This window comes from Streptomyces sp. NPDC000880 (genome assembly GCF_053599675.1).
This window is the reverse complement of record NZ_JBSFMS010000003.1, coordinates 87594-109648: the sequence shown is the minus strand read 5'-3', so window position 1 is coordinate 109648 and position 22055 is coordinate 87594. Positions and strand designations below refer to the sequence as shown.

At 69.4% G+C, this 22055-nt stretch carries 18 protein-coding genes, 1 tRNA gene and 2 pseudogenes; 12 read left to right on the top strand and 9 right to left on the bottom strand.

Annotated elements, in window-relative coordinates; all coding sequences use genetic code 11:
* Positions 1 to 18 precede the first annotated feature (18 nt).
* The 7 genes from ACWDO5_RS02180 (at position 19) to ACWDO5_RS02150 (ending at position 7530) form a co-directional block, all read left to right on the top strand.
* Positions 19 to 492: a PaaI family thioesterase gene (locus ACWDO5_RS02180; RefSeq protein WP_450527614.1), complete on the top strand. Its 474-nt coding sequence runs from the start codon at positions 19 to 21 to the stop codon at positions 490 to 492.
* Positions 493 to 705: 213 nt separating this feature from the next.
* The gene (locus ACWDO5_RS02175; protein WP_450527612.1) at positions 706 to 1050 is read left to right on the top strand and encodes a hypothetical protein; all 345 of its coding nucleotides are present in this window, start codon (positions 706 to 708) and stop codon (positions 1048 to 1050) included.
* Between the two features lie 762 nt (positions 1051 to 1812).
* Entirely contained in the window at positions 1813 to 3042 is a 1230-nt protein-coding gene (locus ACWDO5_RS02170; protein WP_450527610.1) for a branched-chain amino acid ABC transporter substrate-binding protein, read from the top strand.
* Positions 3043 to 3137: 95 nt separating this feature from the next.
* Entirely contained in the window at positions 3138 to 4067 is a 930-nt protein-coding gene (locus tag ACWDO5_RS02165; RefSeq protein WP_450527609.1) for a branched-chain amino acid ABC transporter permease, read from the top strand.
* A gap of 5 nt (positions 4068 to 4072) precedes the next feature.
* Complete coding sequence (locus ACWDO5_RS02160; RefSeq protein ID WP_450527608.1) at positions 4073 to 5899, top strand: branched-chain amino acid ABC transporter permease; 1827 nt, start codon at positions 4073 to 4075, stop codon at positions 5897 to 5899.
* A gap of 3 nt (positions 5900 to 5902) precedes the next feature.
* Positions 5903 to 6814, top strand: a complete 912-nt coding sequence (locus ACWDO5_RS02155; RefSeq protein ID WP_450527606.1) for an ABC transporter ATP-binding protein — start codon at positions 5903 to 5905, stop codon at positions 6812 to 6814.
* On the top strand, positions 6814 to 7530 hold the full coding sequence (locus ACWDO5_RS02150) for an ABC transporter ATP-binding protein (RefSeq protein WP_307664126.1): 717 nt from the start codon (positions 6814 to 6816) through the stop codon (positions 7528 to 7530). The genes ACWDO5_RS02155 and ACWDO5_RS02150 overlap by 1 nt, the downstream gene beginning before the upstream one ends.
* Positions 7531 to 7601: 71 nt before the next feature.
* Here the strand turns inward: ACWDO5_RS02150 and ACWDO5_RS02145 are convergent, their stop codons facing one another.
* A complete protein-coding gene (locus ACWDO5_RS02145) occupies positions 7602 to 8258 on the bottom strand; it encodes an ANTAR domain-containing response regulator (protein WP_450527604.1) in 657 nt (218 codons plus the stop codon).
* A gap of 91 nt (positions 8259 to 8349) precedes the next feature.
* On the opposite strand from ACWDO5_RS02145, the gene ACWDO5_RS02140 reads away from it, so the two are divergent.
* Together ACWDO5_RS02140 and ACWDO5_RS02135 are read left to right on the top strand one after the other, a co-directional pair.
* Positions 8350 to 8432 (top strand) — tRNA-Leu (locus ACWDO5_RS02140).
* Between the two features lie 86 nt (positions 8433 to 8518).
* Complete coding sequence (locus ACWDO5_RS02135; protein ID WP_450527602.1) at positions 8519 to 9304, top strand: helix-turn-helix domain-containing protein; 786 nt, start codon at positions 8519 to 8521, stop codon at positions 9302 to 9304.
* Positions 9305 to 9334: 30 nt separating this feature from the next.
* Here ACWDO5_RS02135 and pyk read toward each other — a convergent pair whose 3' ends face one another.
* Both pyk and ACWDO5_RS02125 read right to left on the bottom strand, forming a co-directional pair.
* The gene (gene pyk, locus ACWDO5_RS02130) at positions 9335 to 10768 is read right to left on the bottom strand and encodes a pyruvate kinase (protein WP_450527601.1); all 1434 of its coding nucleotides are present in this window, start codon (positions 10766 to 10768) and stop codon (positions 9335 to 9337) included.
* Positions 10769 to 10991: 223 nt separating this feature from the next.
* A complete protein-coding gene (locus ACWDO5_RS02125; protein WP_450527599.1) occupies positions 10992 to 11705 on the bottom strand; it encodes an SIMPL domain-containing protein in 714 nt (237 codons plus the stop codon).
* A gap of 171 nt (positions 11706 to 11876) precedes the next feature.
* Between ACWDO5_RS02125 and ACWDO5_RS02120 the strand changes: the two are divergent.
* Positions 11877 to 12128: pseudogene (locus tag ACWDO5_RS02120) on the top strand (bifunctional metallophosphatase/5'-nucleotidase); the annotation flags it as partial.
* A gap of 44 nt (positions 12129 to 12172) precedes the next feature.
* Here ACWDO5_RS02120 and ACWDO5_RS02115 read toward each other — a convergent pair.
* The 5 genes from ACWDO5_RS02115 to ACWDO5_RS02095 all read right to left on the bottom strand — a co-directional run bounded on the left by ACWDO5_RS02115 (position 12173) and on the right by ACWDO5_RS02095 (position 19256).
* On the bottom strand, positions 12173 to 13612 hold the full coding sequence (locus ACWDO5_RS02115; protein ID WP_450527598.1) for a lysine N(6)-hydroxylase/L-ornithine N(5)-oxygenase family protein: 1440 nt from the start codon (positions 13610 to 13612) through the stop codon (positions 12173 to 12175).
* Positions 13609 to 15009 (bottom strand): pyridoxal phosphate-dependent decarboxylase family protein, encoded by a 1401-nt coding sequence (locus tag ACWDO5_RS02110; RefSeq protein WP_450527596.1) that lies wholly within the window; start codon positions 15007 to 15009, stop codon positions 13609 to 13611. Before ACWDO5_RS02110 ends, ACWDO5_RS02115 begins: the two co-directional genes overlap by 4 nt.
* A gap of 287 nt (positions 15010 to 15296) precedes the next feature.
* Positions 15297 to 17885 carry an aminopeptidase N gene (gene pepN / locus ACWDO5_RS02105; protein ID WP_450527595.1) on the bottom strand — a complete coding sequence of 863 codons (2589 nt, stop codon included), beginning with the start codon at positions 17883 to 17885 and terminating at the stop codon, positions 15297 to 15299.
* A gap of 81 nt (positions 17886 to 17966) precedes the next feature.
* Entirely contained in the window at positions 17967 to 18341 is a 375-nt protein-coding gene (locus tag ACWDO5_RS02100; RefSeq protein WP_450527593.1) for a chorismate mutase, read from the bottom strand.
* A gap of 36 nt (positions 18342 to 18377) precedes the next feature.
* Complete coding sequence (locus tag ACWDO5_RS02095) at positions 18378 to 19256, bottom strand: helix-turn-helix domain-containing protein (protein ID WP_450527591.1); 879 nt, start codon at positions 19254 to 19256, stop codon at positions 18378 to 18380.
* 146 nt (positions 19257 to 19402) lie between these two features.
* Here ACWDO5_RS02095 and ACWDO5_RS02090 point away from each other — a divergent pair.
* Positions 19403 to 19911, top strand: a pseudogene (locus ACWDO5_RS02090) (hypothetical protein); the annotation flags it as partial.
* On the opposite strand, the gene ACWDO5_RS02085 reads toward ACWDO5_RS02090, so the two are convergent.
* Positions 19908 to 20666: a S1 family peptidase gene (locus ACWDO5_RS02085; RefSeq protein ID WP_450527626.1), complete on the bottom strand. Its 759-nt coding sequence runs from the start codon at positions 20664 to 20666 to the stop codon at positions 19908 to 19910. The pseudogene ACWDO5_RS02090 and the gene ACWDO5_RS02085 overlap by 4 nt on opposite strands.
* A 458-nt stretch (positions 20667 to 21124) precedes the next feature.
* Here ACWDO5_RS02085 and ACWDO5_RS02080 point away from each other — a divergent pair, with 458 nt between their 5' ends.
* Entirely contained in the window at positions 21125 to 22033 is a 909-nt protein-coding gene (locus tag ACWDO5_RS02080) for a hypothetical protein (RefSeq protein WP_450527589.1), read from the top strand.
* Positions 22034 to 22055 lie beyond the last annotated feature (22 nt).

Genomic DNA, 22055 nt, shown 5'->3' with positions numbered 1-22055 from the left:
AGATCGGAGCCGGGCCGCATGGGCGAGCAGAAAACCGTGAAGTTCCCGCAAGAGGTCATCGACGAATACGCCGCGCTCGGGGTTGATCTGCCTGCGCTCTTCTCCGCCGGGCACCTGGGCAACCGCATGGGCGTGCAGATCGTCGAGGCAGCGGCGGACCGCGTCGTCGGCACGATGCCCGTCGAGGGCAACACCCAGCCGTACGGGCTGCTGCACGGCGGCGCGTCCGCCGTGCTTGCCGAGACTCTCGGCTCGGTCGGTTCGATGCTGCACGGCGGGGTCACCAAGATCGCCGTCGGTGTGGATCTCAACTGCACACACCACCGCGGCGTCCGCTCCGGCCTGGTCACCGGCGTCGCGACGCCGGTGCACCGTGGCCGCACCACGGCGACGTACGAGATCGTCATCACCGACGAGCAGGACAAGCGGGTCTGCACGGCGCGGCTGACCTGTCTGCTGCGGGACGTGAACCCGGGCGACACGACAGGCTGACCGGCACAGCGGTCCGGCGTCCCGCACCGGCAGCCGGACCGCACATCCCCTCAACAAGGCCTGGAGCGCCTGACCATGACCGCACCCCGGGGCAGCGGCGGGGCCTGCTCCGGCGACTTCCAGCGCGCCATTGCCCTCTCCCGGCACCCCCGCTAGCGTCGCGGCATGGGGCCAGGACCACCAGGAGCGCCACGCCGAGCAAGGCACTTTGCGGTGTGCGCCGTCGCACTGTCGGCCGTCCTCACCGGCTGCGGGAGCGGTCCCGACTCCGCCTCACCGGCTCCGCGCATCACGCCACCGAAGGAACTGTGCGAACGGCTGATCTCCCACTGGGCGCGAGTCGTCCTGGATGGCGGCGAGCAGGCCGACCTCGACTACCAGGCCATGGGCCTGTCCGGCGGGCAGAACGAGATTCTGCTGGACGTCGTGGCTGCCGCCCGCGCCGAGCAGAAGCGCCAAGGGTCCGGCGCCGCACGGAAGTTGATCGATGCTCAGGCCGCGGTCCGCTGCACCGAGCGCCACCGCAGCGGGAGCCCGACCGGGGGCCCCTGGCAATGAGCGGAGCCGGCCCGGGCGAGCCGGGCGAGGGCACTTACGCGCCGGACGACGCCGTCCACGCGGCCAGGCCCGGGCCGACGCCGCCCCCGCCACCCCCGACGCCATGGCCGGCGCAGGCGGTCACCGTGGTCTACGAGGCACCCGCCCGGCCGGTCGCCCGCCACGACTCGTTCGATTTCACCGTCATGGTCACCACCGTCTCCGGACCACCGGTCACGGTCGAGCAAATCACCCAGAACTCCGCAGGTCTCCGGGTCTCCACCACCCCGGCGGTACCGTTCACCGCGAGCGCCGAAAAACCACGCAAAGTGCACATTGTGGTCCATGTCTCGGATTGCGGAAAAGTGGCACGGAATGCCGGGCCCTCTTTCCTCGATGTAACACTGCGTAATGCGCGCGCAATGCAAGAACATAATTACATTGTGGGCGAGCGGTACGCCCGAGACCTGGCCAGAGCAGTTGGCACTGCATGCCACGAAGATCGGACGTCAGTACTCAAACCACCGAACGGTCCTGCACGTTCTCAGTATGCGGACAAGACGAACCGGCCGGAATTCCCCCGTTCCCCCCACGAAATCCGCTATGCATTACGCCGCGGCATAACAAGAGCGTCACATCCTTGGCCAGACCACTCCACCTCCCCCAATACCCCGCTTAGAGTCACGGCCAGTCACCGCGCCACCGGATTACCTTCAGTTCGGTTCCAGCGCTCGACTCGGTACGTCCCGTGGGGGGCGGCCGTGCCAGGTGAAAGGACTGATCGTGCGTCAACGTTCGCTCATAGCCATGACGGCTGCGCTCACCGCGGGGGCCCTTACGCTCACCGCCTGTGGCTCGCGCGACGACAGCAACAGCGGGGCCGCGGGCGGCGGCACCACGGTCGTCATCGGCATCGATGCCCCGCTGACCGGCGAACTCTCCGCGCTGGGTCTCGGCATCAAGAACTCCGTGGACCTCGCGGCCAAGCAGGCCAACGCCAAGAAGTACGTCAACGGCGTCACCTTCAAGGTCGAGGCCCTCGACGACCAGGCTCAGCCGTCCTCCGGGCAGCAGAACGCCACCAAGTTCGTCGCCAACAAGGACGTCCTCGGCGTCGTCGGCCCGCTGAACTCCTCGGTCGCCGAGTCCATGCAGAAGGTCTTCGACGACGCCAAGCTGGCCCAGGTCTCCCCCGCCAACACCAACCCGGCCCTGACCCAGGGTCCGGACTGGAACGGCGGCAAGAAGGCCCGTCCCTACAAGTCGTACTTCCGCACCGCGACCACGGACGCCATCCAGGGCCCGTTCGCCGCGCAGTACCTCTTCAACGACGCCAAGAAGAAGAACGTCTTCGTCATCGATGACAAGAAGACGTACGGCGCCGGTCTCGCCGCCACCTTCAAGGCGGAGTTCGAGAAGCTCGGCGGCAAGGTCGCCGGCACCGAGCACGTGAACCCCGACACCAAGGACTTCGCCGCGGTCGTCACCCAGATCAAGAGCTCCAAGGCCGACGTCGTCTACTACGGCGGCGAGTACCCCGTCGCGGGCCCGCTCAGCAAGCAGATCAAGAAGTCCGGTGCCGCGATCCCGCTCGTCGGCGGCGACGGCATCTACAGCGCCGACTTCATCAAGCTCTCCGGCAAGGAGGGCCTGGGCGACCTCGCCACCTCCGTCGGTGCGCCGGTCGAGACGCTCCCCTCGGCCAAGGACTTCGTGGCCAACTACAAGGCGGCCGGCTACAAGGAGGCCTACGAGGCCTACGGCGGCTACTCCTACGACTCCGCCTGGTCGGTCATCGAGGCCGTGAAGAAGGTCGTCGAGGGCAACAACGGCAAGCTTCCCTCCGACGCCCGCGCCAAGGTCATCGACGCCCTGCAGGGTGTCTCCTTCGACGGTGTGACCGGCAAGGTCGCCTTCGACGAGTACGGCGACGCCACCAACAAGCAGCTCACGGTCTACAAGTACGAGGGCACCGTCTGGAAGGCCGTCAAGTCCGGCACGTTCGCCGGCTGATCCTCACTCCGCACCACCTCACCTGCCGCGCGGGGCGCCGCAAAACCAGCGCCCCGCGCGGTGTCGCATCCGTCGAAAGACTCGGAGGACCTGCGGTGCACGAACTGCCGCAACAGCTGGTCAACGGCCTGCTACTGGGATCCATGTACGGGCTCGTCGCCATCGGCTACACGATGGTTTATGGCATTGTCCAGCTCATCAACTTCGCCCATGGCGAGATCTTCATGACCGGCGGGTTCGGGGCCCTCACGGTCTGGCTCATCCTTCCCACCGGCACCACCATGTGGCTGGCCCTGCCACTCATGCTGGTCGGCGCGATCATCGTCGCCACCACCATCGCGGTCGGCGCGGAACGCTTCGCATACCGGCCACTGCGCACCGCACCCCGCCTCGCCCCACTCATCACCGCCATCGGCCTCTCCCTCGCCCTCCAGCAGGCAGTGTGGGCCTGGTACCCCGAGGCGAAGTCCTCCCGCACCTTCCCCGAAATCCCCGGCGGCCCCTTCCACCTCGGCAGCATCACCATCCAGACCGGTGACATCTTCCTGCTGATAGCCGCCCCCATCTGCATGGCGATCCTCGCCTTCTTCGTCATGAAGACCCGCACCGGACGCGGCATGCAGGCCACCGCCCAGGATCCCGACACGGCCAAGCTCATGGGCATCAACACCGACCGCATCATCGTGGTCGCCTTCGCCCTCGGCGCCGCGTTCGCCGCCGTCGGAGCCGTCGCATACGGCCTCAAGTACGGCGAAGTGAACTTCCGCATGGGCTTCATCCTCGGCCTCAAGGCGTTCACCGCAGCCGTCCTCGGCGGCATCGGCAACATCTACGGCGCCATGCTGGGCGGACTCGCCCTCGGCATCGCCGAAACCATGGCCACGGCATACATCAACGACATCCCCGGCATGCAGCAGCTCGGCGGCCAGTCCTGGGCCGACGTCTGGGCCTTCGTACTTCTCATCGTCGTGCTCCTCGTCAGGCCACAAGGCCTCCTCGGCGAGCGCGTCGCGGACAGGGCGTGACACCGATGACGACACAGACCCCCACCGCGGAAACCCCGCAGACCCCGGCCGACAGCGCACAGACGGGCCTCATCTCCCTCCCGCCGAACATCGCGCGTGCCGTCGCGACCGGAGGCGGCGCACTCACCGTCATCTCCGCGTTCCTCGCCTGGACCTGGACGGCCGCCTTCCCCGGCGACCTCACCGTCTACGGATACCCCGGCGGACTCCAGTGGCTCGTCCTCATCGCGGGCGCCATGACGACCCTGTTCGGACTCTCCTCGTACGGAGTCAAGGGCCTCAGGTGGCTCGCCCCCGCCGGCGCTGACAGCTCCATCAGGCTCTCCGCGCTCGCCGGCTTCGCCACCACCTGGTTCACCCTGATCGCCATCAGCTACGAGCTCGGCGGCTTCGCCAACCTCGAGCCCGGTGGGTACGTCGCGGGCATTGTCAGCCTCGTGGCCCACATCGGCGCCCGGTCGCTGCCGTTCGAGCGGCCCGAACTCGAACCTGCCGACCCCGATGACAGCTGGTGGGACCGGTTCAATCACAACCGGCGCAACCTCATGGCCGTCGCCAAGGCCGCCTTCGCCAGCGGCACCGCGCCCGCCGCCCGCAAGCTGCCCTCCTACGTCGAGATCCTGATCATCGTCGCGGCGCTCAGCTTCGGCCTGGTCGTCTTCACGTACGGCATCGGCACCGAGTACGACGAACTCTTCATCGGCTTCCTCATCACCGCCGGTTTCGGGTTCGCCGCCCTCTTCAAGTCCGGCCTCGTCGGACGCCTCTCCGCGATCACCGCCAAGCACCGCAATGTGACCATGGCCGGCGCGTTCGCCGCCGCCGCGGCCTTCCCCTTCACCCAGTCCGACGACCAGTACGCGACCATCGGCGTCTACATCCTGATCTTCGCCACCGTCGCCCTCGGCCTGAACATCGTCGTCGGCCTCGCCGGACTCCTCGACCTCGGTTACGTCGCCTTCCTCGGCGTCGGCGCATACGCCGCGGCCATGGTCTCCGGATCACCGTCCTCGCCGTTCGACATCCACCTCCCCTTCTGGGGAGCGGTCCTCGTCGGCGCCACCGCGTCCATGGTCTTCGGCGTCCTCATCGGCGCCCCGACCCTGCGACTGCGCGGCGACTACCTCGCGATCGTGACGCTCGGCTTCGGTGAGATCTTCCGGATCACCGTCAACAACCTCGACGGCACCTCCGGCCCCGACATCACCAACGGATCCAACGGCATCTCGTCGATCCCCAACCTGCAGATGTTCGGCTTCGACTTCGGACTCGAGCACAGCATCTTCGGCGTCACCATCGGCCGGTTCGCGAACTACTTCTTCCTGATGCTGCTGATCACCCTGATCGTCGTGGTCGTCTTCCGCCGCACCGGAGACTCGCGCATCGGCCGCGCCTGGATCGCCATCCGCGAAGACGAGACCGCCGCGCTCGCCATGGGCATCAACGGCTTCCGCGTCAAGCTCATCGCCTTCGCCCTCGGTGCGACCCTCGCCGGCCTCGCCGGCACCGTTCAGGCCCACGTCACCTACACCGTGACGCCGGAGCAGTACCAGTTCGCCCACGTGGTCCCGCCGAACTCGGCCTTCCTGCTGGCCGCGGTCGTCCTCGGCGGCATGGGCACCATCAGCGGACCGCTCGTCGGCGCCGCACTGCTCTACCTGATCCCGGCCAAGCTGCAGTTCCTCGGCAACTACCAGCTCCTCGCCTTCGGCCTCGCGCTCGTACTCCTGATGCGCTTGCGGCCCGAGGGACTCATCCCCAACCGGCGCCGCCAGCTCGAGTTCCACGAATCCGCGGAAGCGCCCGCAGTCCTCAGCAAGACAGGGGCCTGATCCATGACCACCGACACCACCACGAAGGACACCGCCCCGGCCACCACGCCCGGCGAAACCGTCCTTGACGCCCGCGGCGTCACCATGCGGTTCGGCGGCCTCACCGCCGTACGCTCGGTCGACCTCACCGTCAACAGCGGCGAGATCGTCGGCCTCATCGGCCCCAACGGCGCAGGCAAGACCACCTTCTTCAACTGCCTCACCGGTCTCTACATCCCCACCGAGGGCGAGGTCCGCTACAAGGGCACCGTCCTGCCCTCCAAGTCCTTCAAGGTCACGGCGGCGGGCGTCGCGCGAACCTTCCAGAACATCCGCCTCTTCGGCAACATGACCGTCCTGGAAAACGTGCTCGTGGGCCGCCACACCCGTACCAAGGAAGGCCTCTGGTCCGCCCTCCTGCGCGGCCCCGGCTTCCACAAGGCCGAAGCCAAATCCCGGGCACGGGCCATGGAACTCCTCGAGTTCATCGGCCTCGCAGGCAAGGCGGAACACCTCGCCCGCAACCTCCCCTACGGCGAACAGCGCAAGCTCGAAATCGCGCGCGCACTCGCCAGCGACCCCGGCCTGCTCCTCCTCGACGAGCCCACCGCCGGCATGAACCCGCAGGAGACCCGGGCCACCGAAGAACTCGTCTTCGCCATCCGGGACATGGGCATCGCCGTCCTCGTCATCGAGCACGACATGCGCTTCATCTTCAACCTGTGCGACCGCGTCGCGGTTCTCGTCCAGGGCGAAAAACTCGTCGAAGGCGACAGCGAGACCGTCCAGGGCGACGAACGCGTCATCGCCGCCTACCTCGGCGAGCCCTTCGAAGGCGCCCCCGGCGACGAAGAAGTGGCCGAAGTGGAAGCGGCCGAAACCGGCGCGGCGAAGTCCACCGCACCCGCCGAGTCCGCCAGCAAGGAGAACGACTGATGACCGCACTTCTCGAAGTCGAGGACCTGCGCGTCGCCTACGGCAAAATCGAGGCCGTCAAAGGCATCTCGTTCAGCGTCGAAGCCGGCGAGGTCGTCACCCTCATCGGCACCAACGGCGCCGGCAAGACCACCACGCTGCGCACCCTCTCAGGCCTCCTCAAGCCCGTCGGCGGCCAGATCAAATTCAACGGCAAATCGCTGAAGAAGACCCCGGCCCACCAGATCGTCTCTCTCGGACTCGCCCACTCCCCCGAGGGGCGGCACATCTTCCCGCGCATGACGATCGAGGACAACCTCCGGCTCGGCGCCTTCCTCCGCAGCGACAAAGCCGGCATCGAGAAGGACATCCAGCGCGCCTACGACCTCTTCCCCATCCTGGGTGAACGGCGCAAGCAGGCCGCAGGCACCCTCTCCGGCGGCGAACAGCAGATGCTCGCCATGGGGCGCGCGCTGATGTCCCAGCCCAAGCTGCTCATGCTCGACGAGCCCTCCATGGGCCTCTCCCCGATCATGATGCAGAAGATCATGGCGACGATCGTCGAGCTCAAGGCCCAGGGCACCACCATCCTGCTCGTCGAGCAGAACGCCCAGGCCGCGCTCTCGCTCGCCGACCAGGGCCATGTCATGGAGATCGGCAATATCGTGCTCTCGGGCACAGGCCAGGACCTGCTCCACGACGACTCGGTCCGCAAGGCCTACCTCGGCGAGGACTGAGCCCCCAGTACGCCCATGAGTGAGGCCCGCCCCGGAAACCGGGGACGGGCCTCACTCACATTCCAGGCGGGCTACTGCTGCCCCTTCGCGGCCTTCTTCTCCTCGGCGTCCTCGATGACCGCCTCCGCGACCTGCTGCATCGACAGCCGCCGGTCCATCGACGTCTTCTGGATCCAGCGGAACGCGGCCGGCTCCGTCAGCCCGTAGTGCGTCTGCAGAACACTCTTCGCACGGTCCACCAGCTTGCGCGTCTCAAGCCGCTGCGAAAGGTCTGCGACCTCCTGCTCCAGCGCCTTCAGCTCGGTGAACCGGGACACCGCCATCTCGATGGCAGGCACCACATCGCTCTTGGAGAACGGCTTCACCAGATACGCCATGGCCCCGGCGTCCCGAGCCCGCTCGACGAGATCGCGCTGCGAGAACGCGGTGAGCATCAGCACGGGGGCGATGGACTCCTCGGCGATCTTCTCGGCCGCGGAGATCCCGTCCAGGACGGGCATCTTCACATCCAGAATCACCAGATCGGGCCGGTGCTCCCGGGCCAGCTCGACGGCCCGCTGCCCGTCTCCGGCCTCGCCGACTACCGCGTAGCCCTCTTCCTCCAGCATCTCCTTGAGGTCGAGGCGGATGAGGGCCTCGTCCTCGGCGATCACGACGCGGGTCGTGAGCGGAGGGACGTGAGACTTGTCGTCGTCGGCGACGGGCTGGGACGAGTCGGGGGCGGTCACAGGACTCCTCATTCCAAGGGGGTGCTCCCCATGAGCCTACCCAGCAGCAGCAGCGTGCGCTGACCCGGTACACTTCCGGGCAGCTGATCGAGCCGGGTTGGTGGAACGGTATACACGGAGGTCTCAAACACCTCTGCCTGAGAGGGCTTGCGGGTTCGAATCCCGCACCCGGCACCTCGTCCAGAAAGCGGATGTTCACGTTCTCGTGAACATCCGCTTTTTGCTACTCGTCGCCACGATCAGACACGCAGAGTGACGGCATGAACTTCCATGGCACAGAGGTGCGACAGAAGGCGATCACGCTACTGCGAGGCGGGACGAAGAACGCCGATGTTGCCCGCAAACTGGATGTCCCGCCCGGCACCATCAGCTATTGGCTGCACATGGATCGTGCTAAGCGCGGCGAATGCCCAGGAGCGCATCAGTCCGCCTGCCCCCGGTGCGACGGAGTGATGAATGCCCGGGCGTACGCCTATCTTCTTGGCGTCTATCTCGGCGACGGTCACATCATCCAGAACCGGGCGATGCGCTCGCCCAGCCTCTCGGTCACCTGCGCCGACTCGTGGCCCGGCCTCATGGACGAGTGCGAGCGGGCCATGCGCTCGGTGTTCCCCAGCAACTCCGTGTGCAGGGTGCGCCGCAAGGGGTGTCGCGAGGTGAAGATGTACTCCAAGCACCTATGGTGCCTTTTCCCACAGCACGGCCCCGGCAAGAAGCACGAGCGGAAGATCGCGCTCGAACCGTGGCAGCAGGAGATCGTGGATGAGCACCCCTGGGAGTTCATCCGTGGGCTGGTCCACTCCGACGGATGCCGGATCGCCAACTGGACCACCCGCCTCGTCGGCGGGGAGCGCAAGCGTTACGAGTATCCGCGGTACTTCTTCTCCAACAAGTCCGACGACATCCGGAACCTGTTCTCGGACACCCTCACAAAGGTCGGTGTGGAGTGGACGACGCTCGCCCGCGGCAGCGACCCGTTCAACATCTCCGTCGCCAAGCGCGCGTCCGTCGCCCTCATGGACCTGTACGTCGGGCCGAAGTACTGACACCTCGGCCCGAGACGCACACCCCGACGCCTACCTGGGGCAGTCGTCCTCGCCGATGTGGTGGACGCGCACCAGGTTCGTCGAGCCCGGGACGCCCGGCGGCGAGCCCGCCGTGATCACGACGATGTCGCCCTTCTCGCAGCGCCCGATCTTCAGCAGCTCGTCGTCGACCTGGGCGACCATCGCGTCCGTGGAGTCGACATGCGGGCCGAGGAAGGTCTCCACGCCCCAGGTGAGATTGAGCTGCGAGCGGGTGGCCGCGTCCGGGGTGAAGGCGAGCAGTGGGATCGGTGAGCGGTAGCGGGAGAGGCGCCGGACCGTGTCGCCGGACTGGGTGAAGGCGACCAGGAACTTCGCGCCCAGGAAGTCGCCCATCTCCGCGGCCGCGCGGGCAACGGCGCCGCCCTGGGTGCGCGGCTTGTTGAGTTCGGTCAGCGGGGGCAGGCCCATGGCGAGGACGTCTTCCTCGGCCGCTTCGACGATGCGGCCCATCGTCCTCACCGTCTCGATGGGGTACTTACCGACACTGGTCTCGCCGGAGAGCATCACGGCGTCGGTGCCGTCGATGACGGCGTTGGCGACGTCGGAGGCCTCGGCGCGCGTGGGGCGGGAGTTGTCGATCATCGAGTCGAGCATCTGGGTGGCGACGATGACCGGTTTGGCGTTGCGTTTGGCGAGTTTGATCGCGCGCTTCTGGAAGATCGGCACCTGCTCCAGTGGCATTTCGACGCCGAGGTCGCCGCGGGCGACCATGATGCCGTCGAATGCGGCCACGATGTCGTCGATGTTCTCGACGGCCTGCGGTTTCTCCAGCTTCGCGATGACGGGGAGGCGGCGGCCTTCCTCGTCCATGATCCGGTGGACGTCGTCGATGTCGCGTCCGCTGCGTACGAAGGAGAGCGCGATGATGTCGGCCCCGGTGCGCAGCGCCCAGCGGAGGTCCTCGATGTCCTTTTCGGAGAGGGCGGGGACGGAGACTGCGACGCCGGGGAGGTTGAGGCCCTTGTTGTCGGAGACCATGCCGCCTTCGACGACGGTGGTGTGGATCCGGGGGCCGTCCACGGCGGTCACTTCGAGGGCGACTTTGCCGTCGTCGACGAGGATGCGCTCACCGGGGGTGACATCGGCGGCGAGGCCTTGGTAGGTGGTGCCGCAGATGTGGCGGTCGCCTTCCGTCTCCTCGACGGTGATGGTGAATTCATCGCCGCGTTCAAGCAGTACGGGGCCTTCGCGGAAGCGTCCGAGGCGAATCTTCGGGCCTTGAAGGTCGGCGAGGATGCCGACGCTGCGGCCCGATTCGTCGGACGCTTTGCGTACGCGCTGGTAGCGCTCCTCGTGGTCGGCGTAGATGCCGTGGCTGAGGTTGAAGCGGGCGACGTCCATTCCGGCTTCGACCAGTGCCTTGATCTGGTCGTATGAGTCGGTGGCGGGCCCCAGGGTGCAGACGATCTTTGCTCGGCGCATGGTTCGAGCCTAGGGCTTACCGGCGGGTAGGGAATTGGTCGCGCATGACTACTCAACAACCTTTGCGTGAAGGGTTATTGACAAGTGTTGAATTGTGCGCAGTGGTGCTCTGATGAGCATTCATAACAGGTATTCGCGTAGCGCCCGGGAGTCCGGTCTTCTCAAGAGTACGAGGCGCCATTGTCCTGTCCGTAGCGCAGCGTGATCGCGGGGGCCTCGCTCGCTAAAGCTGCGGAGGGGTCATCGTGAAGCGCGCGTTCACCTGCGCGTAGACCGTCTGGCGCTGCGGCTCGAGATCGAGGGCGGGGGCCATCTCAGCGCCGTCGGCGGAGCCGTACGCGGCCATGCGCATGCCGCCGGCAGCGGGCGGCATGCCGTACGGGACGGTGTTCTCCGCGCCCAGGTCGGCCAGCTCGACCAGGGCGGACAGCCGTGCCCCGAGTGCCTCGGCGTACTCGCGGGCGCGCTGGACCGCTTCCCGCACGGCCTGGCGGCGGGCCTCGCCGTGGGCCGGGGAGTCGGGGCGCAGCGACCACCAGGGGCCGTCGACCCGGGTCAGCTCCAGGTCCGCGAGCCGGGTGGTGAGCTCTCCGAGCGCGGTGAAGTCGGCGAGCTCGGCGGTGATGTGGACCCGGCCGTGGTAGGCGCGGATCCGTTCGCCCCTGCCGTGGCGGCCCAGTTCGGGGCTGATGGAGAACGCGCCGGTCTCCAGCTTCTCCACCGATTCGCCGTACGACTTGATCAGGTCCAGGACCGCGGAGTTGCGGCGGGTGAGGTCCTCCAGCGCGGTGCGCCGGTCGGTGCCGCGTGCGCTGACGGCGACGCCGATCCTGGCGATCTCCGGGTCGAACTCCAGGCGCGCCTCGCCGCGCACGGCGACGCGCGGCGTCTCGGGGGTGCCGTACGGTGCGGCGGTGGTGGGTGCGTCGGTGGTCACGGGAAGCTCCCTCGTGCGTCCTGGAATCAGTCGTCCTGGACACTCTCGCACTCGCCGGCGACAAGTGGCAGACACCAGATCGAAACCCGCGAGGGGTGTTGCCGCGCGAGGTTCCTGGGCCAGAATCTACGCGCGTTGTGCAGCTGACCGATGGACATCGAGGGAGACGAAATGCCGCTGAACCGTAGGACGTTCCTGGAGCGGTCGGCCGCCGCCGGGGCGGGAGTGGCCGTCGCCGGCGCCGCCGCCGCGCCCGCCGAAGCGGAGGGCCACAGCCAGGGGCGTCCGCCGAAGCGGTACTCGTTCACCGTGATGGGCACCACCGATCTGCACGGCAATGTCTTCAACTGGGACTACTTCACGGACAAGGAGTTCGACGACAAGGCACACAACGACGTGGGCCTGGCGAAGATCTCGACGCTTCCGTGGACTGGAAGCTGACCCGGGACGGCACGCCCGTCTTCTGATCAGGAGTGTTCCATCAGCGGGCGCAGGCCCTCCGGAGTGTGTGCCGGGAGGGCCTGTTCGCGTTCCAGGCCGAAGCGGGTGAAGGCGGTGCGGCGCGGTAGTGGATAGGGCTCCTTGGCGGTGATGGAGTTGAGGATGCTGGCGCTGCGCCAGGCGGCCAGGCCCAGGTCGGGCGCGCCGACGCCGTGCGTGTGCCGCTCCGCGTTCTGTACGTACACCGACCCGGTCACCGAGCTGTCCAGGAGCAGCCGGAACTGGTCGTCGATGCGCGGGCGCCCGGCCGCGTCACGGCGGATGTGCGGGTCGAGGCCGGCCAGCATCCGGTCGAGCGGGCGTTCGCGGTAGCCGGTGGCGAGGACCACGGCGTCGGTGGTGAGCCGGGAGCGGGTGCCTTGCTGGGTGTGCTCGATGTGGAGTTCGACCTTGGTGGTGGCGACTCGGCCGGCGGTGCGGACCGAGACGCCGGGGGTGAGGACGGCGTCGGGCCAGCCGCCGTGCAGGGTGCGGCGGTAGAGCTCGTCGTGGATGGCGGCGATGGTGTCGGCGTCGATGCCCTTGTGGAGCTGCCACTGTCGTGGGACGAGGGCGTCGCGGGTCTGCTCGGGCAGCGCGTGGAAGTAGCGGGTGTAGTCGGGGGTGAAGTGCTCCAGGCCGAGCTTGGAGTACTCCATTGGCGCGAAGGCTTCGGTACGGGCCAGCCAGTGGATCTTCTCGGCGCCCGCCGGCCGGGCGCGTAGCAGGTCGAGGAAGACCTCGGCGCCCGACTGTCCGGAGCCGATGATGGTGATGTGCTCGGCGGCCAGCAGCCGTTCGCGGTTGTCGAGATAGGCGGCGGAGTGGATGACCGGGACGGTCAGGGCGTCGGCGAGTGGTCTGAGCGGCTCGGGCACGTACGGCTCGGTGCCGATGCCGAGCGCGATGTGCCGGGCGTACGCCCGCCCCAGGGCCTCCGCTTCGCCCTCGGCGTCGAGTTGCGTGAAGTCGACCTCGAACAGGGAGCGTTCGGGGTTCCAGCGCACGGCGTCGACCTGGTGGCCGAAGTGCAGGCCGGTGAGGCTGTCGCTGACCCAGCGGCAGTAGGCGTCGTACTCGGTGCGTTGGATGTGGAACCGCTCGGCGAAGTAGAAGGGGAAGAGCCGGTCCCGGGAGCGCAGGTAGTTGAGGAAGGACCAGGGGCTGGCGGGGTCGGCGAGCGTCACCAGGTCGGCGAGGAAGGGGACTTGGAGGGTTGTGCCCTCGATCAGCAGGCCGGGGTGCCAGTGGAAGGCGGGCCGTTGCTCGTAGAAGGCGGTGGTGAGAGAGCCGTGGACGCCGTCGGCGAGCGCGGCGAGGGAGAGGTTGAAGGGGCCGATGCCGATGCCCACGAGGTCGTGGGGCTGGGGGTCCCCCCACGCCTCCTGGGCGTGGGGGGAGTGTTCGGTTGCGGGCGTGCCGGTCATCGGGGGGTGCTGCCTTCCACGAGTTCGATCAGGACTTCTTGGATCAGAGCTGCCAGGTCGCCGGGGGTGGCGTGGGGGTTGAGCACGGTGGCCTTGAGCCAGAGGCGGCCGCCGGCGCGGGCCCGGCCGAGGACGGCGCGGCCGTCGGCGAGGAGTGTGCGGCGGATGCCCGCGGTCTGCTCGTCGGTGGCCCCGGTGGGCCGGAAGAGGACGGTGGAGAGTGCGGGCCGCTCGTACAGCTCGAGGCGGGGGTGCTCCTCGACGAGGTCGGCGAGTTGCTGGGCGGCGGCGCAGGTGCGGTCGATGAGCGCGCCGAGGCCGGTGCGGCCGAGCGCCCGGAGGGTGACGGCGACTTTGAGGATGTCGGGGCGTCGTGTCGTGCGCAGGGAGCGGCCCAGCAGGTCGGGCAGGCCGGCCTTGGTGTCGTCGTCGGCGTTGAGGTAGTCGGCGGTGATGCCGATGGGGGTGAGCAGGGCCCGGTCGGGGACGGCGAGCAGGCCCGCCGCGATCGGCTGCCAGCCCAGTTTGTGCAGGTCGATGGCTACGGAGTGGGCGCGCTCCAGGCCGGCCAGCTTGCCGCGGTGCTCCGCGCTGAACAGCAGGGGTCCGCCGTAGGCGGCGTCGATGTGGAGTTCGGCGCCGTGGCGCCCGCACAGGTCGGCGATCTCGGGGAGCGGATCGATTCGCCCTGTGTCGGTGGTGCCTGCGGTTACGACGACGAGGAGCGGGCCGGGCAGGTCGGTGAGGGCTTCGTCGAGTGCGGCGAGGTCGAGGACGCCGGAGGGAGTGGGGACGGTCACCGGCTCGGGCAGGCCGAGGAGCCAGGCGGCGCGGTGTACGGAGTGGTGGGCGGCTGCGCCGCAGATCACCTGGATCGCGCCGTGGCGTTCGCGGGCCAGCAGCAGGCCGAGCTGGTTGGACTCGGTGCCGCCGGTGGTGACGAGGGCGTCGGGGTCGGCCTGGTGCGGGTAGACCTCGGCGGCGAGGGTGCGGCTGACCACGGCCTCCAGCTCGGATGCGGCCGGGGCCTGGTCCCAGGAGTCCATGGAGGGGTTGAGCGCACAGGCGGCGAGATCGGCGGCGACGGCGAGCGCGAGTGGCGAGGTGTGCAGATGGGCGACGCACAGGGGGTCCGCGGGGTCGGCGGCGCCGTGTGCGAGGGTGCGGACGAGGCCGCGCAGGGCCTGTTCGGCGCCGGTGCCGCGGTCGGGGAGCACGGGCTCGGCGGCTTCGCGGACCCGCGCGGCGACGGCGTCGGGGCCGCCGGCGGGGAACGGCCCGCCGCGCGCCACCGCGCCCTCGTGGAGCGCGTCGAGCACGACTGCGAGCAACGGCCGCAGGGCGTCGGGGCCTGCGGTTCCTCCGGCGAGGGGCGGGCTGGGCGGGGGCGTAGTCATGCGGGGTCCTTCGATGAGCGCGGGGTGTTACACCAGGGTGTGCGGGGGACCCGGCGGGGTGCCCGCAGAGCTCAACGAACCGAACCCGAAAGTGGTACTGCGGTGAGGAAGGGGGGGGTTGGGGTGGGGGCCGCTGGTATGGCGGGTGGGCAGGGGGTGCGGGCCCCGCTGCGCGGGGCCTGCTCCCCTACCCGAACCCTTCCCGGCTGTGTCGATTGCAGCTCCGCCGCGTGGGGCTCCGCCTCAGACCCCGCGCCTCACTCCCCAGACTTCGTCCGGGGGGACCTTCACGAGGCTGGATTCTTCAGCCGGTTGGGGGTCCGGGGGCGGAGCCCCGGGGGACGGCTAACCGCCGCGCGGACTGTCCGCGCGCGGCGAAGGTCGTCGAGTTGGTCGACCAGCTTGCGGCGCAGCGCCGGGATCATGTCCGCGTCGCGCAGGCACTCCTCGCCCAGGCGCAGCGCCTGAGCGTCCACCGCGTGGAGCGGGAAGGCGTGGCGGCCCGCCGCCTCCGCGATGGCGGGGCCGCGGCGGGCGGCCAGGGACACCGAGTCGGAGTAGTAGCGGGGGACGTACTCCCTCACCAGATCGGCCTGTTCGGGCTGCCAGAAGCCCTGGGCCGTTGCCGTGAACAGGTAGTTGGACAGCGAGTCGGTGGTGAACAGCCGCTGCCAGGCCGCCGCCTTCGCCTCGGGCGTGGGCAGGGCTGCGCGGCAGCGGGCCGCGCCCTCCTGGCCGGCGGCGCTGGGGTCGCGGTCCAGTTCGGCGGCGATCGCCGCGTCGTCGATCGCGCCGAGGACCGCGAGGCGGTAGAGGATGCGCCAGCGCAGTTCCGGGTCGAGTTCCGGGCCGCCGGGCACGCTGCCGTCGCCGAGCCACTGCTGGAGCGTCTCCGGCTGGGCGGCGGCGTCGATGAAGTGGCGTACGGCGGTCAGGCGCAGGCCGGGGTCGTTGCCGTCCTCCGTGCGCCGCAGCAGGTCGCGGCATATGGCCCTGATCGCGCCGAGGGCGGCGGGCCGCTCGCCGGCGGGGAGGTAGCGGTCGGCGATCTGGCCGGCGGCGAAGGCGAGGACGCCCTGGACGACGGCGAGGTCCGACTCGCGCGGGAGGTGGGCGCGGGCGGCTTCCAGATAGGCGGTGGGGGTCATGGTCAGGGGGCCGGAGGCCGCCCCCCGGGAGACGCTGCCACCGTCGCGGACCATGTCGCGGGCGGCGTTCCACACGACGGCGCGGGTCAGCGGGTCCGGGATGCCGGAGAGGGAGCGTACGGCCATGTCCCAGGAGGGGGGGTCCAGGCGGACCTTGGCGTAGCTGGAGTCGCCGTCATTGAGGACGACGAGGGCCGGGCGGCGGCCCGGGTGGGTGGTGCCGTTCCCGTTCCGCGGGACGTCCAGTTCGAGCCGGTCGCGCAGCACGAGCCGGCCGGGGTCCACCGGGTCGGCGTCGTACGCGCCGACCGCGATGCGGTGCGGGCGGCTGCCGTCGCGGGTGATCTGCAGCGCCCAGGTGCCGTTGGACTCGGTGATCGTCGGCGTGAGGGTGTCGACGCCCGTCGTACGCAGCCAGGCCTCAGCCCAGCCGTGCACATCGCGGTCAGTGGCGTGCGCGAGGGAGTCGATGAAGTCGGCGAGCGTGGCGTTGCCGAACTTGTGCCGGGCGAAGTGGGTGTTGATCCCGGCGAAAAAGTCCTTCTCGCCCAGCCAGGTCACCAGCTGGCGCAGAGCGGACGCGCCCTTGGCGTACGAGATGCCGTCGAAGTTGAGCATCGCCGACGCGGTGTCGGGCACGGCGTCCGGGGCCGGGGCGACCGGGTGGGTGGAGGGCCGCTGGTCGGCGTCGTAGCCCCAGGACTTGCGGCCGATCGCGAAGTCGACCCAGGTGTCGGTGAAGCGGGTGGCCTCGGTGAGGGTCTGGTAGCCCATGTACTCGGCGAAGGACTCGTTCAGCCAGATGTCGTCCCACCACTTGAGCGTGACGAGGTCGCCGAACCACATGTGGGCCATCTCGTGGGCGATGACCATGGCGCGGGTCTGCCGCTCGGTGTCGGTGACGGCGGAGCGGTAGATGAAATCGTCGCGGAAGGTGACCAGGCCGGGGTTCTCCATCGCCCCGGCGTTGAACTCGGGCACGAATGCCTGGTCGTACGAGTCGAAGGGGTACGGCTCTTCGAACTTCTCGTGGTACCGGTCGTAGCACTGGCGCGTGATCTCGAGGATCTCGTCGACGTCCGCGTCGAGGTGGGGGGCGAGCGAGCGGCGGCAGTGGATGCCGAAGGGCAGCCCGGCGTGCTCGGTGGTCACGGAGTGCCAGGGGCCCGCGGCGACGGCCACGAAGTAGGTGGCGAGCGGTGGGGTCTCCGCGCAGGTCCAGCGGCCGTCGCCGTCGGGGGTGGCGATGCCGTTGCCGAGGACCGTCCAGCCCTCGGGCGCTGTGACGGCGAGGTCGAAGACGGCCTTGAGGTCGGGCTGGTCGAAGGCGGCGAAGACGCGCTGGACGTCCTCCATGAAGAGCTGGGTGTAGACGTATGTCTCGCCGTCGGTGGGGTCGGTGAAGCGGTGCATGCCTTCACCGGTGTGGGAGTAGCGCATGTCCGCCTCGACGCGCAGCTCGTGTTCCCCGGCGCTCAGGCCGCTGAGCGCGAGCCGGTTCTCGGCGAGTGACTCCGGGGCGATGGGCTGCCCGTCGAGGGTGACGGAGCGCAGCACGGCCGGCTTGAGTTCGACGAAGGTGTCCCCGGCCGCGCGCGCTGTGAACTGGATGACGGTTCGGGAGTCGAAGGTCTCTTCCCCGCCGGTGAGATCGAGCTCGATCGTGTACCGGTGGACGTCGAGGAGCTGGGCTCGGGTCTGCGCTTCGTCGCGCGTCAGTACGGACATGGGGCCATGCTGCCTGATGGCCCCTGTCCTGCACACGGGGTATCGATTGTGCTCTCGGCGCACAGACCGGCGGTGGGGGCCTCAGGCGTCGGGCGATGCCTTCGGGCCGGTGTTGGGGTCAGTGTTCCGGTCGGCCTCCGGACCGGCCTTCGGGCCGGCCGCGATTGTCTCGTGGTGGCGGATGACCTCGGCGATGATGAAGTTCAGCAGCTTCTCCGCGAAGGCGGGGTCCAGCTTCGCGCTCTTCGCGAGCTGCCGCAGCCGCTCGATCTGGCGGGACTCACGGTCCGGGTCGGCGGGCGGCAGATGGTGCTGCGCCTTGAGGTGGCCGACCTGCTGCGTGCACTTGAAACGCTCCGCGAGCATATGGACGACTGCCGCGTCGATGTTGTCGATGCTTTCGCGCAGACGGTTCAGTTCGGCGCGCAGGTTCTCGTCGATGTCCCTCGTGGTCATGGTCATCGAGCTTACGTCGATGGGGCTGCACGCCGATCACGAGGTGATCGTCGGCGGGTGTTCGGGGTCCGGGATCTGGTTGCTCCAGCCGCCCGGTACGGCGCGGCCCTGCTGATCGCGGAAGCGGATGGGGGCGGTGCCCACGCGGCGGGTGAACAGCCGGGAGAAGTACGCCGGGTCCTCGTAGCCGACGCGGCGGGCGACGGCGGCGACGGGGAGTTCGGTGGCCGCGAGCAGTTCCTTGGCCCGGCCCAGGCGGATGCCGAGGAGGTAGTCCTTGGGGCTGCAGCCGGCGCCGCGGCGGACCGCGGTGCGCAGTTCGGCGGGGGTCATGCCGTGCCGGGCCGCGTGCTCGGCGACGGAGAGCGGCTGGAAGGCGTCGCGGGCGAGGGCGGTGAGCACCGGGTCGTCGGCGGCGTTGGTGTCGGCGCGGGCACGGCGCAGGGCGACGAGGAGCTCATGGACTGCGGCGCCCGTCTCGACCTCCAGGAGCGGGTTGCCCAGGTGTGCGGCGCGGACGATGCGGCCGACGGCGGCGCGGGCGCCCCCGGCGTCGGAGAGCGGGACGACTGGCCGGTCGGGCTCGATGTAGCCAAGTTCGGTGTACGTGGCGGTGGCGGGCCCGGTGAAGTCGACGAAGCTCTCGTCCCAGCCGCCGGCCGGATCGGGGCCATAGTGGTGCGGGACGCCGGGGGTGAGCCAGATCAGTGCGGGCGCGGTGACGGCGGTGCGCCGTCCGTCGGGGCCGCGGAACCAGCCGCCGCCGGCGTTGATCACGACGGCGACATGGTGGTCGAGGGTGCGAGGGCCGACGGTGGGCAGGACGCCGTACTGGAGGCCGACGCCGAGGCAGACGAGGCCGAGGCGGTGGTGGACGGAGCCGGGGGTGAAATAGCGCATCCAGGTGCGGTACATCCGCCTTCGTCCTTTCCCTGGGCGCCGGAGGGTGCGCACTGCGTCCAAACAGCGCCGATCCTTGTCCATGGACCGGCTTGCCGCCAGGGGGCGATGGTGGGCGGGGTCTTCCCTGCGGGTTCGCTCACACCGGCGAGTGAGCCGAAGGGCGCGCCGCCCGCAGCCGGCGGCTGCTGACGGGCGAGTCCAAGGGCATCACCGGCGGCGTACCGCACGGGCGGCAGTATCTGCGTCTGCACGGCGTACGGGCCCGGGCGCTGCGGCCGGCCGCCTTCGACGAGGAGGGCGCGGTCGCGAAGGTGCCGTTCCGGTCCCGCAGGCGGGTGGCGCCCGGGCTTACCGGGGTGCCGCGAAGACCCCTGCCCCCGGGGACGCCGACTTGAACTGCCTGGCTGGGGACGGGGGTTCGTGTGCGTGAACGGCTTCTGCCTGGGGCGGTACCGGAGTGCCGGGCCGCAGCGGTCACTGTTCGTCCCGGGCCCTGTGCTGCGGGCGGGCGCGAAACGAGGTGGGGGTGCTCGAGCCCGACGGCGGGGCCGGGGGAGGTGCGCCTGGCCTGAGCGCGCCGCCAGGGACGAACGCTCCCGCGAACAAAGGAGGGGCGGGGTGTTGGACCGACGCGTCCGCCCCCTGCCCCTCCCCGATCAGGTTTTAGAGGCCTGCCGCAGCGGACTTGATGGCGGCGGCGAAGGTGGACACCTCGGTGTAGACACCCGGGAGGTTGGGCCGTGCGCAGCCCTCGCCCCAACTGACGATGCCGACCTGGATCCACGCGTTGGTGTTGTCCTTGCGGAACATGGGGCCGCCCGAGTCACCCTGGCAGGTGTCGACACCGCCCTGCGGAAGACCGGCGCAGATCTCCTCGCCGGCGACGAGCGAGGGGTACGCCTGCTTACAGCTGGCGTCGGAGACGAAGGGCACCTTGGCCTTGAGGAGGTAGCGCTGCTGAGGGCCGCCCTCGCGGGCCGAGCCCCAGCCGGCGACGTCGAATGTGCCGTTGTCGAACGCCTTCGTCTCGGCGATCTTCAAGGTGGGCAGGTTGATCGGCGTGGCGAGTTTGATCAGCGCCCAGTCCTTGCCCGTGCCGTTGTAGCCGGGGGCCTGGAGGACCTTGGTCGACTTGACCTTTATGGCGCTGGGGCTCTGCAGATCGACGACGCCCGCGGTCGCGGTGATGCTCGTGTTGTTGCCGGACCCGCTTACGCAGTGGGCGGCGGTCAGCACGATGTCCTTGGCGTACAACGCGCCGCCACAGCCCATGGAGAGCCGGACCATGAACGGGAATTCGCCCTGGGCGGCGCGGGTTCCGCCGACGACGGGTGGCGCGGCGGCCGAGGCCGATGTGGGCTGGAGGCTGATCGCGGCGAGGACGACGGCGCCGGCCGCCGCGCATCTCTGGAGCACACGCATAAGCTTCAACGGGCTGCCTTTCGTGGGGGGGTTGACTTACGCTCGCGCCGTGCCCACGCGGCATCGTCCGCGCGCTGACATGGGCCCGACAAAGCGTGATCCGGATTATGGAGAGCGGATCACCCGCGCCACAAGGAGCAGTTTTCGGCCACCGTCACCAGGCCCTGTCCGGGCGATCTTGTCGGGCCGGCGACGACAGCAAGGGCACCTCGCTGTGTTGTCGAAAGTCGCCCAAGTACGTCCAGTACGAGGACGATCTCCCCCAGACTTCGTCCGGGGGTGCCCCCACCGCCTTGCGATGCGTCCCCCAGGCCCTTCGGGCCTGAGGAGACCCCATGCATCTGACGCCGCGGGCTGATCCTCGAAGATCGCCCGGACAGGGCCTGGCGGGGATTCGCCGCCGCTCCGCGTAGAGTTGAGTTCGGGCCGACCGTCGTGCATGGGGGTACGGGGACGTGGTGGAGAAGGACAGTGAGGTCGTACACGGCTATCCGCACCTCGACACCGTGCGGGCGGCCATCACTGCGCTGCACAGACGGCTCTCGCCCGAAGGCGTGCTCTCCTACGCGCCCAGCGTCCTGCCCGCCGATGTGGCCTTCGCCGACCAGGACGATCTGTACCTGGGCGCACAGCGCGTCGCCCGCGCCCTGGTCCAGCACCTGCGACTGCCCGAGGCCCGGATGATCGTGAGCTTCCGCGAGATGCACCACGCCGCGAGCGTCGAACTCACCGCGGGCCCGGAGTACTTCATCGAGCTGAACGACCGCTTCCGCACCCACCGCAGGGACATCGGCGCCGCCCTCGCCCACGAGATCATGCATGTGCTTCTGCACAGGCTCGACCTGTCCTTCCCCGGCACCCGCGCCAACGAAATCCTCACCGACACCGCGACCACCTATCTCGGCGCGGGCTGGCTGCTGCTCGACGCGTTCCGGGAGGACAGCCTTACCAGCCAGAAACTGGGCTACCTCACGCCCGAGGAGTTCGGTTACGTCCTCGCCAAGCGGGCGATCGCCTTCGACGAGGACCCCTCACCCTGGTTCACCAGCCCGCAGGGCTACACCGCGTACGCCAAGGGCCGCGCCCAGGCGCTGCGCGACGCCCAGCGGCCGCCGCTGACCACCGCGGGCTGGACGGGCCGCCACCGCTATGCCAAGGAACGGCGCTACGCCCTGGAGAACCCCGGCCGGGCAGCCGCCCACCACCCGGACACCGGCTCCTCCTCGTACGCCTTCGAGCACGGCCCGAACGGGCTGCGCGTCTCCTTCCCCTGCCCCACCTGCCACCAGCGCATCCGGGTGACCGTACGCGGACGGGTGCGGGCCCGCTGCGGACTGTGCCGGACGATTCTCGAATGCGACACCTGACCGATCTTCCGTACGCTCGAAA

Coding starts and splice junctions, on each gene's coding strand:
- ACWDO5_RS02180 (WP_450527614.1), top strand. CDS start 19: ATGGGCGAGCAGAAAACCGTGAAGTTCCCGCAAGAGGTCATCGACGAA.
- ACWDO5_RS02160 (WP_450527608.1), top strand. CDS start 4,073: ATGACGACACAGACCCCCACCGCGGAAACCCCGCAGACCCCGGCCGAC.
- ACWDO5_RS02155 (WP_450527606.1), top strand. CDS start 5,903: ATGACCACCGACACCACCACGAAGGACACCGCCCCGGCCACCACGCCC.
- ACWDO5_RS02150 (WP_307664126.1), top strand. CDS start 6,814: ATGACCGCACTTCTCGAAGTCGAGGACCTGCGCGTCGCCTACGGCAAA.
- ACWDO5_RS02135 (WP_450527602.1), top strand. CDS start 8,519: ATGAACTTCCATGGCACAGAGGTGCGACAGAAGGCGATCACGCTACTG.
- pyk (WP_450527601.1), bottom strand. CDS start 10,768: ATGCGCCGAGCAAAGATCGTCTGCACCCTGGGGCCCGCCACCGACTCA.
- ACWDO5_RS02115 (WP_450527598.1), bottom strand. CDS start 13,612: ATGACCGGCACGCCCGCAACCGAACACTCCCCCCACGCCCAGGAGGCG.
- ACWDO5_RS02110 (WP_450527596.1), bottom strand. CDS start 15,009: ATGACTACGCCCCCGCCCAGCCCGCCCCTCGCCGGAGGAACCGCAGGC.
- pepN (WP_450527595.1), bottom strand. CDS start 17,885: ATGTCCGTACTGACGCGCGACGAAGCGCAGACCCGAGCCCAGCTCCTC.
- ACWDO5_RS02100 (WP_450527593.1), bottom strand. CDS start 18,341: ATGACCACGAGGGACATCGACGAGAACCTGCGCGCCGAACTGAACCGT.
- ACWDO5_RS02095 (WP_450527591.1), bottom strand. CDS start 19,256: ATGTACCGCACCTGGATGCGCTATTTCACCCCCGGCTCCGTCCACCAC.
- ACWDO5_RS02085 (WP_450527626.1), bottom strand. CDS start 20,666: ATGCGTGTGCTCCAGAGATGCGCGGCGGCCGGCGCCGTCGTCCTCGCC.